The organism is Variovorax sp. GW821-FHT10D07, from assembly GCF_059415325.1.
The window spans coordinates 253,574-269,054 of record NZ_JBWKMZ010000009.1; the positions used below are offsets into that span (position 1 = coordinate 253,574).

A 15,481-nucleotide genomic window follows, 5' to 3' on the forward strand; every position below is an offset into this window, starting at 1 on the left:
CCCACCGATGACCACCCCGTTCGCCCGACGCTCGCTCCTGGCCCTTGCTTTCGCGGCTGTCGCGCTGCCCGCGATGGCGCAGCAGCGCGTGATCCACATCGTCGTGCCCTTCGGCACCGGCGCGGTGCAGGACACCGTGGCGCGCGCCTTCAACAACGAGCTCGGCGCGGCGCTCAATGCGAGCGCCATCGTCGAGAACCGCGCGGGTGCGGGCGGCACCGTGGGCGCGGCGATCGCGGCCAAGGCGCCGGCCGACGGCAACACGCTGGTGCTCGCGGCCGCGAGCCACAACATCGCGGGCTTCCTCTACAGCAAGCTGCCCTACGACCCGCTCAAGGACTTCGTGGGCGTGGCCAACATCGGCAACGCAGGCTACGTGCTCGCGGTGGCCAGCGGCATGAACGTGTCGACCACGGCCGACTTCATCAAGGAGGTCAAGGCCAACCCCGGCAAGTACAACTACGCCTCGGCCGGCAACGGCAGCGCCACGCACCTCGCGATGGCCTCGTTCCTCGCCAAGGCCGGGCTGCAGATGACGCACATCCCGACCAAGTCCACCGGCGAGGCGGTCAACGAGGTGCTCGCGGGCCGGGTGCAGGCGGTGATCTCGTCGAGCATCGGCGTGATGGGCTTCCAGAGCGATCCGCGCATGAAGCTGCTGGCCTCGACCGGCCAATCGCGCAGCCCCTTCCTGCCGAAGCTGCCGACCGTGGCCGAAAGCGGCCTGCCCGGCTATGCCTTCGATTCGTGGATCGGCCTGCTCGCGCCGGCGGCCACGCCCAAGGCCGAGGTCGAGCGGCTCAACGCGGCCGTCAACAAGGTGATCGCCGACCCGGCGATCCAGGAACGCTTCACGCGGCTGGGCGTGGAGCCGCGCAGCCAGAGCGCCGAGGAATTCCAGAAGCTGCTGCGCGCCGACTGGGATGCGATGGGGGCGGTGGTGAAGGCCTCGGGGGCGAAGGTCGATTGAAGGCGAATACAAGCTTTGGCAGATAAAAGGTAAAAATAAGCCAAAACCTATAAATTGACAAAACAAGGGAGGGCCTATATCTTGAAAGCAAGATGGACTACCCCCTTCGTTTTGCCGACCAGCTCCGGGCGCACCTCCAGGCGCTGCGGAAGAAGCGCGGCCTGACGCAGGCGCAGGCCGGCAGCCTCGTCGGCGTCAGCCAGGCCCGGATCGCCGAGATCGAGGCGAATCCGGGGGCCGTCGGTTTCGAACAGCTGATGAAGCTGCTGGCGGCGCTGGGCGCGTCGATCTCGCTGCGCGACGAAGACGAGGCCCCGGCCTTCGCGGCGCCGGCGAGCGCCGAGCTCTCCGACGGCGATCGGCGCGCGAAGGATCGCAACGCGGTGCACGCCTATGGGCGGATGCCGTTGCCGGCCTCGCCGGTCGCCCAGGAAAAAGGCGTCGAACCGGCGGCGGCCGCCCCGTCGCCCCCCGAACCGCAGGCACCGCGCCCCGTCGCGGATGGCCCCGCGCCCGCCGTCCGCGGGCGCTTCGCCGCCATGCCGAGGAAGGGCTCCTGGTGAGACGCGCGCTCAAGGCCTGGATGAACGGCGAACTCGTCGGCACCTGGTCGGTCGATCGCGAATCCCACACCTTCCGCTACGAGCCCGCGTGGCTCGCGTCGCCGCGGCGGCGCTCACTGTCGCTCTCGTTGCCGATCACCACGGCGCTCGAAGTCCAGGGCGAGGCGGTGCGCAACTACTTCGACAACCTGCTGCCCGACAACGAGCGGATCCGCGCCCGCCTGGGCCAGCGCTTCGGGCTCAAGAACACCAAGGTCTTCGACCTGCTCGAAGCCATCGGCCGCGACTGCGTGGGTGCGGTGCAGCTGCTGCCCGACGGCGCGGTGCCCGAAGGCTGGGACCGCGTGAACTGCGAGCCGCTGAGCGACGAGCAGGTGGCCGAGCTGCTGCGTGCCGTGCCGACCGAATCGACGCCCGAGCGGCTGCGCGACCGCGACCTGTTCCGGATCTCGCTGGCCGGCGCGCAGGAAAAGACCGCGCTGACCCGCGTCGACGGCCGCTGGTGCCGCCCGCATGGCGCCACGCCGACCACCCACATCCTCAAGCTGCCGCTGGGGCTGATCGGGGGGTCGCGGCGCGTCGATGCCTCGGACTCGGTGCAGAACGAATGGCTCTGCGCGCGGATCGTCGGCGCGCTGGGCCTGCCGGTCGCGCCGACGTCCGTCGCGACCTTCGGCGACCAGAAGGTCCTGGCGGTCGAGCGCTTCGACCGCGAGTGGATGGCGCGCGCGAACGGCGAGCGCTGGATCGCGCGCCTGCCGCAGGAAGATTTCTGCCAGGCGATGGCGCTGCCGCCCGAGCGCAAGTACGAGCAGCACGGCGGCCCCGGCATGATGCGCTGCCTGCAACTGCTGCAGGGAAGCCACAGCCGGGACGACGGCACGCTGTTCCTGCTCGCGCAGCTCGCCTTCTTCCTGCTGGCGGCCACCGACGGGCATGCCAAGAACTTCTCGATCCATCTGCAGCGCGGCGACGTCTACGAGATGACGCCGCTCTACGACGTGCTCTCGATGTGGCCCTACTTCGGCAACGGCGCGAGCCAGTTCCAGCCGCGCCGGGCCGAGCTGGCGATGGCCGTGCGCTCGAAGAACGCGCACTACGCGCTGCACACCATCCAGGCCCGCCATTGGTGGGGGCTCGCGATGCGCAATGGCGGCGACGACACCTGGCGCGCGATGCTCGCGATGGTCGAGACCCTCGACGAGGCGCTGGCCGAGGTCGAGGCCGCGCTGCCCGCGGACTTTCCCGCGCGGACCTGGGAGGCCGTTTCCCGCGGCATGCGCGCCGAGGCGCGGCGCTTCCTTTCGGGCGTGGCGCCCGCCGCGACGTCCTGACCCGGTCTCGTCCTCCAGCCGGATGCGCTCGCCGCGTGCCGGCGTGTAGGACGCCCGTGCATTGACTTCAGCCTTCCGCGAGCGATGCTGGGACCGGGTTCCGGCTCGTAGGCCGGACCGCAGGAAGGAAGGCTTTCATGGAACAGACAACGACAACAGGCATGCCCTCGCGCCAGGGCGGAACGCAGAAGCTCTGGGTGGTGATCGGCGTGCTCGCGGTGGCGGTGGCCGCGCTCGGCGGCGCGCTGTGGCAGAAGCACCAGGGCGGCACGGCGGCGTCACCGCCCGTGGCCCTGGCCACCGGCCCGGCGCCCGACGACTTCAAGCCCGATGCGGCGCCGCCGGCGCTTCAGCCCTTGCCGTCCGGCCCGACCGCGAGCGCGACCACGGCGGCGCCCGCTCCGGCCATGAATGCCGCGCCGCAGCCCGTTCCAGCCACGGGCTCCGCGCCGTTGGCCGCCGCGCCCGAACCCGCGGCCGCCCCGCCCTGCGCGGTCTGCGGCCATGTCGAGACGGTGCGCGCCGTGCAGCGCACCCAGCGCCCGAGCGGCGTCGGCATGGTGGCCGGCGGCGTGGTCGGCGGGCTGGTGGGCAACCAGATCGGCCATGGCGGCGGCCGCACGGCCGCGACCGTGCTCGGCGCCGTCGGCGGCGGCTACGCGGGCAACGAGATCGAGAAGCGCACCCACACGGTCACTGTCTACCAGGTCGGCGTGCGCATGGACAACGGCACGCTGCGCAGCGTCGAGACGCGCAGCGCGCCGCCGATCGGCAAGGCCGTCAGGCTCAAGGGCCACACGCTGAGCCCGGCCGACGGCCACAAGTAAGCGTTCCCCACCCCACCTGGAATCGCGCCCGGCAGGCCCTGCCGGGCGCATGCTCGTTTACGAGAATATTGACGGTATATCGTTAATATATTTAAATCCGCTCCGTCCCAGCCCCGCCCATCCGGGCCCATCCAAGGAGCGAATTCGTGAGCAACCCCCGCTGGCAAGGCATCTTTCCCGCCGTCACCACCAAGTTCCATGCCGACGAGCGCATCGATGCCGAAGGCACCGCGCGCCACATCGACTTCCAGATCCGCAACGGCATCCACGGCCTCGTCACCTGCGGCTCGCTCGGCGAGGCCAGCACGCTGTCGCTCGAGGAGAAGCTGCAGGTCGCGCAGATCGCGCTCGAGGCCGCCGACGGCCGCATCCCGGTGCTGGCCAACGTGTCCGAGACCAGCACCCGCGACGCGCTGCGCTACGTCGAGGGCGGCAACAAGCTCGGCGTGGCCGGCTACATGGTCATGCCCTCGGTGATCTACGTGGCCGATGCGCGCGAGGCCATGCTCAACGTGCGCACCATCGCCAACGCGGCGCAGAAGCCGGTGATGGTCTACAACAACCCGGTGGCCTACCGGGTCGACCTCAAGCCCGAGCACATGGTCGAGCTGGCCGACTGCGAATGGATCGCGGCCATCAAGGAGAGCACCGACAACATCCGCCGCATCACCGACCTGCGCAACACGGTCGGCGACCGCTACCAGCTGTTCCTCGGCGTGGACGACCTCGCCTACGAGGGCCTGGCGCTGGGCTGCGATGGCCTGCTGGCCGGCGTGGGCTGCGCGTTCCCGCGCGAGACCGTGGCGCTGTACGACCTCATGAAGGCCGGCCAGTTCGCCGAGGCGCTCAAGCTCTACCAGTGGATGACGCCGATGCTGCACCTCGACGTCTCGACCAAGCTGGTCCAGAACCTCAAGCTCATCGACCACCTCGTGGGCGTGGGCACCGAGCACGTGCGCCGTCCGCGCCTGCCGCTGGTGGGCGCCGAGCGCGAGGCCATCGAGGCCATCGTGAAGAAGGCGCTCGCGACCCGCCCGGCCAAGTACCAGTCGGTCGCCTAAGCCCTTCGTTTGCTGCGTTTCCCCCGAGGGCGGCGCCCTCGTTTCCCCCGTACCCTCCGTGTCCCTTTATCCAGGAAGAAGCATGAAGACACCATCGAAGATGATTCCGCTGCTCGGCCTCGTGGCGCTCGCCCTCGCAACCCAGGCGAAGGCGCAGGAGCAGGTGGTCAAGATCGGCCATACCGGGCCGCTCTCCGGCCCCAATGCATTCGCGGGCAAGGACAACGAGAACGGCGTGCGCCTCGCGATCGAGGAGCTCAACGCGAAGAAGCTCGTGGTCGGCGGCAAGACGCTCAAGTTCGAACTGAAGTCGGAGGACGATGCCTGCGACGCCAAGAGCGGCGTGGCCGTGGCGCAGAAGTTCGTCGACGACAACGTCAAGTTCGTCATGGGCCCGTACTGCTCGGGCGTGGCCATCCCGGCCTCGCGTGTCTACAGCGACGGTGGCGTGCTGCTGTCGACCGTGGGCACCAATCCGAAGGTCACGCAGGGCGGCTACAAGAACCTCTACCGCATCATCGCGAGCGACAACCAGATCGGCGGCAGCATGGCCGTGTACGCGGCCAAGGTGCTCAAGGTCACCAAGGTCGGCGTGATCGACGACCGCACCGCCTTCGGCCAGGGGCTCGCCGAGGAGTTCACCAAGGAAGCGAAGAAGCAGGGCCTCACCGTGGTCGGCCAGGAGTTCACCACCGACAAGGCGGTCGACTTCACCGCCATCCTGACCAACATGAAGGCCAAGCAGCCCGAAGCGATCTTCTTCGGCGGCTATGCGCCGCAGGGCGCGCCGATGACGCGGCAGATGAAGCAGCTCGGCATCAACGCCAAGCTGCTCGGCGGCGACACGCTGTGCAGCCCCGCGATGGGCAAGCTCGGCGGCGACGCGGTCAACGACGCGGTGTTCTGTGCCCAGGGCGGCTCGATCCTCGAGAAGGCGGTCAGCGGTCCGGCCTTCAAGGAGAAGTTCAAGAAGCGCTTCGGCGCCGATGCCGATGCCTACGCGGCCTCGTACTACGACCAGGTGATGTTCATCGGCGAGTCGATGGCCAAGGCCAATTCGATCGATCCCGACAAGGTCGGCGCCGAGCTCTACAAGACCACCTACAAGGGCGTGGCCGCGACCTATGCCTACGACGACAAGGGCAACATGAAGCAGGCACCGATCACGGTGTTCACCTTCAAGAACGCCGCGCCGACGGCGCTCGCGAGCTACTGAGTCGTACCTCCCCGGAAGGGGCCGCGGCCCCTTCCTTCTCCTTTTCCTTCAACGCATCGCCGTCTTCATGCACGGCGATGCGCCAACCCCCATGCACCGCATCCAGATCATCGACTCGCACACCGGCGGCGAGCCCACCCGCCTCGTGACCGGCGGCTTTCCAGACCTCGGCCGCGGCAGCATGGCCGAGCGCCGCGCGCTGCTGGCCGAGCGGCACGACCCCTGGCGCGCCGCCACCGTGCTCGAACCGCGCGGCAGCGACGTCGTGGTCGGTGCGCTGCTGTGCGAACCGGTCGCGGCCGATGCCGCGGCCGGCGTGATCTTCTTCAACAACGCGGGCTACCTCGGCATGTGCGGCCACGGCACCATCGGCCTGGTCGCGAGCCTCGCGCACATGGGCCGCATCGGCCCCGGCGAGCACCGCATCGAAACGCCCGTGGGCACCGTCACCACCACGCTGCACGAAGACGGCGCGGTCAGCGTGCGCAACGTGCCCGCGTACCGGCACCTGCACCAGGTGGCCGTCGAACTGCCGGGTCATGGCACGGTGCGCGGCGACGTGGCCTGGGGCGGCAACTGGTTCTTCCTCGTGAGCGAGGCCGCGCACGGCCAGCGCGTGGCGAGCGACAACCTCGCCGCGCTCACCGACTACACGGCCGCGCTGCGGCGCGCGCTCGCGGCGCAGGGCATCACGGGCGCCGAGGGCGCGGAGATCGACCACATCGAACTGTTCGCCGACGACGCGGACGGCGCCGACAGCCGCAACTTCGTGCTGTGCCCCGGCAATGCCTATGATCGCTCGCCCTGCGGCACCGGCACCAGCGCCAAGATCGCCTGCCTCGCGGCCGACGGCAAGCTCGCGCCCGGCCAGGTGTGGACGCAGGCCAGCGTGATCGGCAGCCGCTTCGAGGCCCGCTACGAGCCCGCCGACGACGGCCGCGTCATCCCCACGCTGCGCGGCCGCGCCCACATCAGCGCCGAAGCCACCCTGCTGATCGACGAGGCCGACCCCTTCGCCTGGGGCATCCGGCTCTGACACGGCAGATGGCCGACGCGGACGCGATCGTCATCGGCGCCGGCATCGTCGGCGCCGCCTGCGCGCATGCGCTCGCGCGCGCGGGCCGTCGCGTGCGCGTGATCGATGCGCGCCGGGGCGGTGCCACCGGCGCCGGCATGGGCCACCTCGTGGCGATGGACGACAACCGCGCCGAGCTCGAACTCAGCAGCCGCTCGATCGACCTGTGGCGCGCGCTCGCGCCGCGCATGCCGGCCGATTGCGCGCACAGCGCCTGCGGCACGCTCTGGATCGCCGCCGACGACGCGGAGATGGCCGAGGCCGAACGCAAGCGCGAGCGGCTCGCCGCGCAGGGCATCGCGAGCCGGCTGCTCGACGCGAAGGCCTTGGCCGCGGCCGAACCCGCATTGCGCGCCGGCCTCGCGGGCGCGCTCGAGGTGCCGGGCGACGGCATCCTCTATGCGCCGAACGCGGCGCGCTGGCTGCTCGCGGACGCGGGCGCCGCGATCGAATTCGAGCAGGCCCAGGTCGAGGCCATCGAGGACGACGGCACGCTGCGTCTCGCCGACGGCGGCCGGCGCCGCGCCGCGCAGCTCGTGCTGGCTGCCGGCCTCGAGGCGGCCGCGCTGTGCCCCGAACTGCCGCTGCGGCCCAAGAAAGGCCACCTGCTGATCACCGACCGCTATCCGAGCACTGTGCGGCACCAATTGGTCGAGCTCGGCTACGTCACCAGCGCGCACCATGCCGAGGGCGACTCGGTCGCCTTCAACGTGCAGCCGCGGCCCACGGGGCAGCTGCTGGTCGGTTCTTCACGGCAGTTCGACACCACCGATCCCGCGGTCGAGCCCGCGATGCTCGCGCGCATGCTGCGGCGCGCGATCGACTACCTGCCGGGCCTCGGCGAACTCAATGCCATCCGCAGCTGGACCGGCCTGCGCGCCGCCACGCCCGACGGCCTGCCGCTGCTGGGCGCGCATCCGTGGCGCGAGAAACTGTGGCTCGCTCTCGGCCACGAGGGCCTGGGTGTGACCACCGCGCCGGGCAGTGCCGAACTGCTGGTGGCGCTGATGACGGGCCTCGCGCCGCCGTTCGATGCGCGGCCCTTTGCGCCCGAACGGCTGCTGGAGACGGTGGCATGAACGCCGCGCCGCAGGTTCTGTTGCAGATCGACGGCCGTGAGGTGCGCGTCGCGGCCGGCAGCTCGGTCGCCGCCGCGCTGCGCATCGCCGACACGACGCCGGCCATGGGCGTCGCGCGCGTCTCCGTCACGGGCCAACCGCGCGCGCCCTTCTGCGGCATGGGCATCTGCCAGGAATGCCGCGTCGCCATCGACGGCCGCCGCCGCCTCGCCTGCCAGACCGTCTGCGGCGAAGGCATGCGCGTGGAGACCCTGCGATGAGCACCGACGCCGTCGGCCTCGAACACTGCGACCTGCTGATCGTCGGCGCCGGTCCCGCGGGCATGGCCGCCGCGCTGGCGGCCGCGCCCAGCGGCGCGTCCATCGTCGTGATCGACGACAACCCCGTGCCCGGTGGCCAGATCTGGCGCGACGGTCCCGGTGCCGCCCTGCCGCCGGCCGCGCGCCGGCTGCGCGAGGCGCTGGCCGCCCGCGCCAACGTGCGCGTGCGCAGCGGCACGCACGTGGTGGCCGCCAGCGCGCCGCGCGAGTTGCTGCTCGAGGAAGCAGAGCGCGCCTGGCGCCTGCGCTGGGACAGGCTCGTGCTGTGCACCGGCGCGCGCGAACGCCTGCTGCCCTTTCCGGGCTGGACCCTGCCCGGCGTGACCGGCGCGGGCGGCCTGCAGGCGCTGATTAAGGCCGGCCTGCCGGTGGCGGGCGAGCGCATCGTCGTCGCCGGCACCGGCCCGCTGCTGCTGGCGGCCGCGGCCACCGCGCGCCAGGCGGGCGCGAAGGTGCTGCGCATCGCCGAGCAGGCGGCCTTCGGCGCGGTCGCGGGCTTCGCGCTGGGGCTCGCGCGCTGGCCCGGCAAGGCGGTGCAGGCGCTGACGCTGGCCGATGCGGCCTACCGCACCGGCTCGCACGTGGTCGAAGCACGGGGCACGACACGGCTCGAATCGGTGCGCCTGAACCAGGGTGGCCGCATGCAGGAGATGGCCTGCGAGCGCCTGGCCTGCGGTTTCGGCCTCGTGCCCAACACCCAGCTCGGCCAGATGCTCGGCTGCGCGCTCGCGCCCTTCGGCGACAGCGGCACGCTCGCGCTGGCCGTCGACGCGCGACAGGCCACCAGCCTGGACGGCGTCTACGCGGCCGGCGAATGCACGGGCTTCGGCGGCAGCGAACGCGCGCTCGCCCAGGGCGCCATCGCGGGCCATGCGGCCGTCGGCGACGAAAAGGCCGCACGGTTGCAATACGCCGAGCGCGCGCGCTGGAACGCTTTCGCCACGCGCCTGCACCGCAGCTTCGCGCCCGGTCCCGCGATCCGCGCGCTGGCCCGGCCCGACACGCTGGTGTGCCGCTGCGAGGACGTGTCCCTCGCGGCGCTCGCCAGCTGCGGCGGCTGGACCGACGCCAAGCTGCACCAGCGCTGCGGCATGGGGCCGTGCCAGGGGCGCGTGTGCGGCGATGCCGCGCAGTTCCTGTTCGGCTGGACGCCGCCCGCGCCGCGGCCGCCGCTGTCGCCCGTGCGCATCGCGACGCTGGCCGGCCTGGGCGCGCGCGACCCGGACTGATCCACACTACGCAGATCCGCGTCCCCGAACATCCATGGCTGCTCCGATCCCCGCCCCTGACCCCGCGTCCGCCCCGAAGCGCCGCGCCGCCGACATGGCCTACGACGCCATCGAGACCCTGCTGTCCACGCTGCAGCTCGAGCCCGGCAGCCAGATCGTCGAGGCCGAGCTGGCCGAGCGCACCGGCCTGGGCCGCACGCCGGTGCGCGAGGCGCTGATGCGCATGGTGTCGATCGGCCTCGTCGTGCAGCAGGCGCGCCGCGGGCTGCTGGTGTCGACCATCGACCTCGCCGACCACCTCGACGTGGTGCAGACGCGCCGCGTGCTCGAGCAGCTGATCGCCACCTGCTCCGCGCGCCGCGCCACCGCGCCGCAGCGCAAGGAGATCGTGCGCTGCGCCGAGCAGATGGTGGAGGCGGCCGCGCGCGGCGACCTCGACGGCTACATGCGCGCCGACCATGCGCTCGACCTCGTGAACCACCAGGCCAGCCACAACGACTCGGCCGTCAAGGCCGTCACGCCGCTGATCGTGCAGTGCCGCCGCTTCTGGTACGCCTACCAGCACCAGGGCGAGATCGTCGAGGGCGCCAACGCCCACCTCGAACTCGCGCAGGGCATCGCCACCGGCGACGAGGCCGCCGCCACCGCGGGCGCCGACCGGTTGATGGACTACCTCGAGCGCTTCGCGCGCAAGATCATCGACCGCTAGGCGTCTGCGCGGGCTTGCGGGGAATTCCGCGTGCATCGCGCGCACCCGCGGCGCATACTGACCCGATGGCCGCCGCACCCCGAGCCCGTCCCGAGGATTTCTTCAGCACCGACGAATGGCAGGCGCTGACCGCGCGCTCGTCGTGGAGGGGGTTGTGGCTGGTCGCGCACTGCTGGGGCGTCATCGGCCTCGCGATGCTGGTGGGCATCGTGTGGCCGTGGACCATCCCGTTGATGGTGCCGATCGTCGGCGCGCGCCAGCTCGGCCTGTTCATCCTGATGCACGACGCGGCCCATGCGGGGCTGCATCGCAACCGCCGCGTCAACGACTGGGTCGGCCACTGGCTGTGCTCGTCGACCCTGCGCGACTACCGGCCCTACCACCTGCAGCACCACCGCTTCGTGCAGCAGACCGAGGACCCCGACCTCGTGCTGTCGGCGCCGTTCCCGATCTCGCGCGCCTCGATGTGGCGCAAGGTCGTGCGCGACCTCAGCGGCCAGACCTTCTACAAGCAGCGCTTTGGCCCTATCGCCGAAGGCATTCGCCAGCGCGCACCGGGCGAATCGGCGCTGAAGGCGTTCGGCCGCGAACTCGCGAAGGACCGCCGCTTCTTGCTCGCCAACGGCCTCGGGCTGCTGGCCTTCGCGCTGGCCGGCTACGGGTGGGCCTGGGTCCTGATGTGGCTGCTGCCCATGGCGACCTGGCTGCCGCTCGTGAGCCGGGTGCGCAACATCGCCGAGCATGCGCTGGTGGCGCAGAACGAGGCCGATCCGCTGCGCCAGGCGCGCACCACGCATGCCAACCTGGCCGAGCGCATCTTCATCGCGCCCTACTGGGTCAACTACCACTGCGAGCACCACATGTTCACCAGCCTGCCGTGCTGGAGCCTGCCGCAGGCGCACCGGCTGTTGCAGCGCGGCGGGACCACCGCGCGCATGGAGGTGCAGCCCGGCTACCTGAGCCTGTTGAAGCAGGCCACGGCGGCCTGACACTTCAGCGCGTCGCGGGTCGCGCCGCCGTGGGCAGCGCCCCGCGCTGCGCATGCTGGCTCAGCCAGATGCTCGCGATCACGATCGCGATGCCCGCCACCTGCAGCGGCGACAGCCGCTGGCCCAGCAGCACCCAGCCGAGGATCACCGCCGTCACCGGGCTCAGGAAGGCCAGCGAGGCGATGGCGGCCGGCTCCAGCCGCGCCACGCCGCGGAACCACAGGATGTAGGTCAGCGCGGCGCCCACCAGCCCTAGCCAGCCGAAGCCCAGCCAGTTGGTGGCCGTGAGCGGCGGCAGCGCCGGTTCGAGCCACAGCGCCACCGGCAGCAGCAGCAGGCCGCCCGCGGTGAGCTGCCAGGCGGTGAAGGTCAGTGCCGAGACCGGCGGCTGCCAGCGCCGCGCCAGCACGGTGCCGAAGGCCATCGACACCGCGCCCGCGAGCGCCGCCGCGATGCCCACCGCGTCGAGCCTGGCCTGCGGCGTGAGCACCAGCAGCGCCACGCCGCCGAAGCCCACGGCGGCCGCCACCACCGACAGCGCGCGCACCCGCGTGCCGAGCAGCGCGCTCGCGAGGAACACCACCATCAGCGGCTGCAGCGAGGTGATCGTGGCCGCCACCCCGCCCGGCAGCCGGTAGGCCGCGATGAACAGCATCGCCCACAGCAGCGAGAAATTGAGCGCGCCCAGCACCAGGATGCGGCCCCACCAGGCGCGCTCGGGCAGCTGCCGCACGATGGCCAGCAGCAGCAGGCCCGCGGGCAGCGCGCGCAGCATCGCGACCGTGAGCGGGTAGTTCGCGGGCAGCAGCTCGGTGGTGACGATGTAGGTGCTGCCCCAGATCGCGGGCGCGGCGGCGGTCAGCAGGATGTCGGTGCCCCGGGCGGGAGGGCGGGCGCTGCGGTCAGTGGTATCGGTCATGGAAGCTTGAATCTATTCAATTGACCGCTGGTTGTGAATGTCTGAATAATGAATTGATTCATTACCAATGGTTGTGGATCATGGACCATCTCACCGCCCTCCAGGTCTTCCGCACCGCCGCCACCAGCGGCAGCTTCGCGGGCGCGGCGCGCCAGCTCGGGCTGTCGGCCGCCGCGGTCAGCAAGAACATCGCCGAGCTCGAGGCGCACCTGAAGGTGCGGCTCATCAACCGCACCACGCGCAGCATGAGCCTCACCGAGGCCGGCGCCGCCTACCACCAGCGGCTCTCGCGCATCCTCGACGACCTGAGCGAGGCCGACGCCGCGCTCGCGCCGATGGGCAGCAGCCCGTCGGGCGTGCTGCGGGTCAGCGCGCCGCTGACCTTCGCGCTGACCTGCATCTCGCCCGGCATCCCGGCCTTCATGGAGCGCCATCCGAACCTGCGGCTCGAGCTCGACCTGCAGGACGCGCGCACCGACCTGATCGGCGGCGGATACGACCTCGCGATCCGCGGCAGCGACCGGCTCGAGGACTCGAGCCTGGTGGCGCGCGAGCTCACGACCATGACCCACGTGCTGTGCGGCGCGCCGGCCTATTTCGCCGCCCGTGGCCGGCCCGCGCGGCCCGAGGACCTGAAGGCCTTCGACTGCGTGCAGTTCACGCTCTCGGGCCATGCCCACAAGTGGACCTTCCGCCGCGCCGGCCGCAGCGTGGCGGTGCCGGTCGACGGGCGCTACAAGGTCAGCTCCAGCCTCGCGGTGCGCGACGCGCTGCTCGCGGGCTTCGGCCTGAGCCTGATCCCGCGCATCTACGTCGCGCAGGAACTGGCCGCGGGCCGGCTCGAGGCGGTGCTGGAAGACTGGGAGGCCGACCGCACGCCGGTCTATGCCGTCTATCCCTCGCGTCACCTGGCCGCGAAGACGCGCGCCTTCGTCGACTTCCTGCTCGAGCGCTTCGCCTCGCGCTGACCGTTGAGCAGCCGGCCGATGGGCGTGCGGCGCGCCAGCAGCTCGTAGCTCGCGAGCGCCACGAGCGAGGTGGCGGCGATGTTGAGGCCCATCTTCGCGAGCGCGCCCAGCGGCGCATGGAACAGCAGGACGCCGAAGCCGACGGTGCCGAGCATGTGGACCAGGTAGACCCAGTAGGAGCTGCGCGAGAGGTAGTCGAGCACGCCGTTGCGCCGCGGCAGCCAACGCACGAAGGCGCCGATCAGCGCCAGGCTCCAGAGCCAGCCGGCGGCGCCGTAGGCGAAGGCGATCCAGAAGGCGGCATGCGGCAAGGGCGTCGTGCCGCGCGCGGCGCCCAGCAGCACGAGCGTCGCGCCGAAGAAGGCCAGGCCCGCGAGCGCCAGGAGCTGGCAGCGCGCCGCGAAGCGGGCGAACAGCTCCTGCCGCCCGTGCAGGCACAGGCCGAACACGAAGAACAGGCCGCTGTGCACCCATTCGCCCCAGGGCGGCAGGAAGGAGCCGCTCTGCGGCGCCAGGCCCGTGGGATGGAAGGACCCGGCCACGGCCAGCGGCAGCGCCAGCACCAGGACGCCCCAGGGTTGGCGTGCCAGCAGCGCGAAGCCGCGCGAAAAGCCCGCGCGCAGCCGCGCCGGCACGAAGCGGCTCAGCTTCGCACCGGCCCAGGCCAGCACGCAGAACCAGAACAGCTGGTAGATAAACCACAGGTGCAGCGTGTTGAACGGCGAGCCGCCCGGCGGGCGCGGCGGCGCCAGCGCCGCGTCGAGTCCCGGCACGCCGCGCACCGTGAGGTGGATGTAGACCATCGCGAGCAGCGTGGTCAGCACGAACAGCGGCGGCCAGAACAGCGCGAAGGGCAGGGCGAGCCGCAGCGCGCGGTTGCGCAGCATGCCGCCGGCGCCGCGCCGCTCGATCAGCAGCGCGACGAAGAAGCCCGCGAGCACGAAGAACACCGGCATGCGGAAGCCGTGGATGAACAGCAGCAGCAGGTCGGCGACGCGCGAGGTCTGCGGGTCGCGCCAGGGCAGCGGCGAGGCGACGGTGAGGTGGTTGAGGGCCACGTGCAGCACGATGCCCAGCCACATCATGAGGGCGCGCAGGTTGTCGAGCGCGTGCAGACGTTGCGGGGCGGAAGGAGGGGTGTTGGCGTTGTTCATGCGGCCACTGTTGGGCCTCACGCAACGTCAGGGTCAAGCGGGCGCGAAGAGGTTTTTCAGGCCGCGCGCAGCGTCGCCATGGCGCGCAGCAGCAGCTCGCGCACCGGCGGCGCGGTCACCGCCGCGGCCTGCAGCACGGGCTCGGTGGCCATGGCCTGCATCAGCCGGCCCGCGATGCCCGGGTCGTGGTCGCAGAAGGCATCGAACAGCGCGGCCCATTCGCGCGCGATCGCCTGCACGGCCGGGTCGCCGGGCGCCGCGCCCTGGGCCTGCAGGGCCTCGAGCTTGCCCGAGAGCCGGCGCCAGGCCGCGTCGGGCGGTGTGCCCAGGCGCGCGAAGTCCTCGGCGTCGAGGTGGCGCAGCAGCGCGGCCATGCGCAGGCCGATGGCCTCTTCGATGTAGCCGATCAGCGCGGCCGAGGGGCCGTCGTCGCGCCGCGCCACCGGCTCGCTGCGGTACATCTCGCCCCAGCGTTCGATCAGGTCGTAGTTGCCGTCCATCCACTGGCCCATCAGCGTCATCCAGCGCGCGGCCAGCGGCTGCAGCTCGAGCGCATCGGCCGGCACGCCGCGCGCCATGCGCTCGCTCACCTCGGCGATCAGCGGCGGCCACTGGTCGGCCACGGCCTTCCAGTTCGCCATCAGCGCACGGATCTCCTCCGGGCTGAAGTAGCGGCCGTAGGTGCTCATCTGCTCGAGCGTCGCGAGCCAGTCGCCGGTGTCGGGCCGGCTGCCCTCGGCCAGCCGCTGTTCGAGCAGCGCGAGCCGCTCGCGCAGCGTGGTGGCCTGCGCGATCTGCCGGTCGAGCGCGGCGATCTGGCGCGCGACGATCGCGGGCAGCGATTCGCCGCCCGCGCCCAGCAGCCCGCCGATCTCGGCCAGCGGCAGCCCGAGCAGCCGCAGCGCCTGGATCGCGTGCAGCCGCGCGATGTCGTCGGGGCCGTAGAGCCGGTAGCCGGCCTCCGAGCGCGCCGAGGGCGCGAGCAGGCCGATGGCGTCGTAGTGATGGAGCGTGCGCACCGTGAGCCCGGTGCGCCGCGCGAGTTCGCCGACCTGGAGCAGCATGGCG

General features: G+C 71.7%; 16 protein-coding genes. 13 read left to right on the plus strand and 3 right to left on the minus strand.

Features of this window, described 5'->3' with window-relative positions:
- Positions 1-7 precede the first annotated feature (7 nt).
- The 12 genes from AC07PU_RS25360 to AC07PU_RS25415 all read left to right on the plus strand — a co-directional run bounded on the left by AC07PU_RS25360 (position 8) and on the right by AC07PU_RS25415 (position 11,372).
- Positions 8-970, plus strand: a complete 963-nt coding sequence (locus tag AC07PU_RS25360; protein WP_395349603.1) for a tripartite tricarboxylate transporter substrate-binding protein — start codon at positions 8-10, stop codon at positions 968-970.
- 92 nt (positions 971-1,062) lie between these two features.
- Complete coding sequence (locus AC07PU_RS25365) at positions 1,063-1,533, plus strand: helix-turn-helix domain-containing protein (RefSeq protein ID WP_495321378.1); 471 nt, start codon at positions 1,063-1,065, stop codon at positions 1,531-1,533.
- A 20-nt stretch (positions 1,534-1,553) separates the two neighbouring features.
- On the plus strand, positions 1,554-2,867 hold the full coding sequence (locus AC07PU_RS25370; protein WP_495321450.1) for a HipA domain-containing protein: 1,314 nt from the start codon (positions 1,554-1,556) through the stop codon (positions 2,865-2,867).
- Positions 2,868-3,004: 137 nt separating this feature from the next.
- On the plus strand, positions 3,005-3,694 hold the full coding sequence (locus AC07PU_RS25375) for an outer membrane lipoprotein (RefSeq protein ID WP_495321379.1): 690 nt from the start codon (positions 3,005-3,007) through the stop codon (positions 3,692-3,694).
- A gap of 146 nt (positions 3,695-3,840) precedes the next feature.
- Positions 3,841-4,755: a dihydrodipicolinate synthase family protein gene (locus AC07PU_RS25380; protein ID WP_208513061.1), complete on the plus strand. Its 915-nt coding sequence runs from the start codon at positions 3,841-3,843 to the stop codon at positions 4,753-4,755.
- An 82-nt stretch (positions 4,756-4,837) separates the two neighbouring features.
- Positions 4,838-5,971, plus strand: a complete 1,134-nt coding sequence (locus AC07PU_RS25385) for a branched-chain amino acid ABC transporter substrate-binding protein (protein WP_203203420.1) — start codon at positions 4,838-4,840, stop codon at positions 5,969-5,971.
- A gap of 91 nt (positions 5,972-6,062) precedes the next feature.
- The gene (locus AC07PU_RS25390) at positions 6,063-7,007 is read left to right on the plus strand and encodes a 4-hydroxyproline epimerase (RefSeq protein WP_495321380.1); all 945 of its coding nucleotides are present in this window, start codon (positions 6,063-6,065) and stop codon (positions 7,005-7,007) included.
- An 8-nt stretch (positions 7,008-7,015) separates the two neighbouring features.
- Positions 7,016-8,125, plus strand: coding sequence for an NAD(P)/FAD-dependent oxidoreductase (locus AC07PU_RS25395; RefSeq protein ID WP_495321381.1), 1,110 nt, complete (start codon positions 7,016-7,018; stop codon positions 8,123-8,125).
- Entirely contained in the window at positions 8,122-8,385 is a 264-nt protein-coding gene (locus AC07PU_RS25400) for a 2Fe-2S iron-sulfur cluster-binding protein (protein WP_208511928.1), read from the plus strand. The genes AC07PU_RS25395 and AC07PU_RS25400 overlap by 4 nt, the downstream gene beginning before the upstream one ends.
- Positions 8,382-9,674 carry an FAD-dependent oxidoreductase gene (locus AC07PU_RS25405; RefSeq protein WP_495321382.1) on the plus strand — a complete coding sequence of 431 codons (1,293 nt, stop codon included), beginning with the start codon at positions 8,382-8,384 and terminating at the stop codon, positions 9,672-9,674. The genes AC07PU_RS25400 and AC07PU_RS25405 overlap by 4 nt, the downstream gene beginning before the upstream one ends.
- 34 nt (positions 9,675-9,708) lie before the next feature.
- Positions 9,709-10,383: a GntR family transcriptional regulator gene (locus AC07PU_RS25410; RefSeq protein WP_495321383.1), complete on the plus strand. Its 675-nt coding sequence runs from the start codon at positions 9,709-9,711 to the stop codon at positions 10,381-10,383.
- 65 nt (positions 10,384-10,448) lie between these two features.
- A complete protein-coding gene (locus AC07PU_RS25415) occupies positions 10,449-11,372 on the plus strand; it encodes a fatty acid desaturase family protein (RefSeq protein WP_495321384.1) in 924 nt (307 codons plus the stop codon).
- A 4-nt stretch (positions 11,373-11,376) separates the two neighbouring features.
- On the opposite strand, the gene AC07PU_RS25420 is transcribed toward AC07PU_RS25415, so the two are convergent.
- Positions 11,377-12,291 (minus strand): EamA family transporter, encoded by a 915-nt coding sequence (locus tag AC07PU_RS25420; protein ID WP_495321385.1) that lies wholly within the window; start codon positions 12,289-12,291, stop codon positions 11,377-11,379.
- Positions 12,292-12,371: 80 nt separating this feature from the next.
- Here AC07PU_RS25420 and AC07PU_RS25425 point away from each other — a divergent pair, with 80 nt between their 5' ends.
- A complete protein-coding gene (locus tag AC07PU_RS25425; protein WP_495321386.1) occupies positions 12,372-13,259 on the plus strand; it encodes a LysR family transcriptional regulator in 888 nt (295 codons plus the stop codon).
- On the opposite strand, the gene AC07PU_RS25430 is transcribed toward AC07PU_RS25425, so the two are convergent.
- A complete protein-coding gene (locus AC07PU_RS25430; RefSeq protein WP_495321387.1) occupies positions 13,196-14,413 on the minus strand; it encodes an acyltransferase family protein in 1,218 nt (405 codons plus the stop codon). The two genes, AC07PU_RS25425 and AC07PU_RS25430, sit on opposite strands and share 64 nt — an antisense overlap.
- A gap of 56 nt (positions 14,414-14,469) precedes the next feature.
- The gene (locus AC07PU_RS25435) at positions 14,470-15,477 is read right to left on the minus strand and encodes a MerR family transcriptional regulator (RefSeq protein ID WP_495321388.1); all 1,008 of its coding nucleotides are present in this window, start codon (positions 15,475-15,477) and stop codon (positions 14,470-14,472) included.
- Between the last annotated feature and the right edge of the window lie 4 nt (positions 15,478-15,481).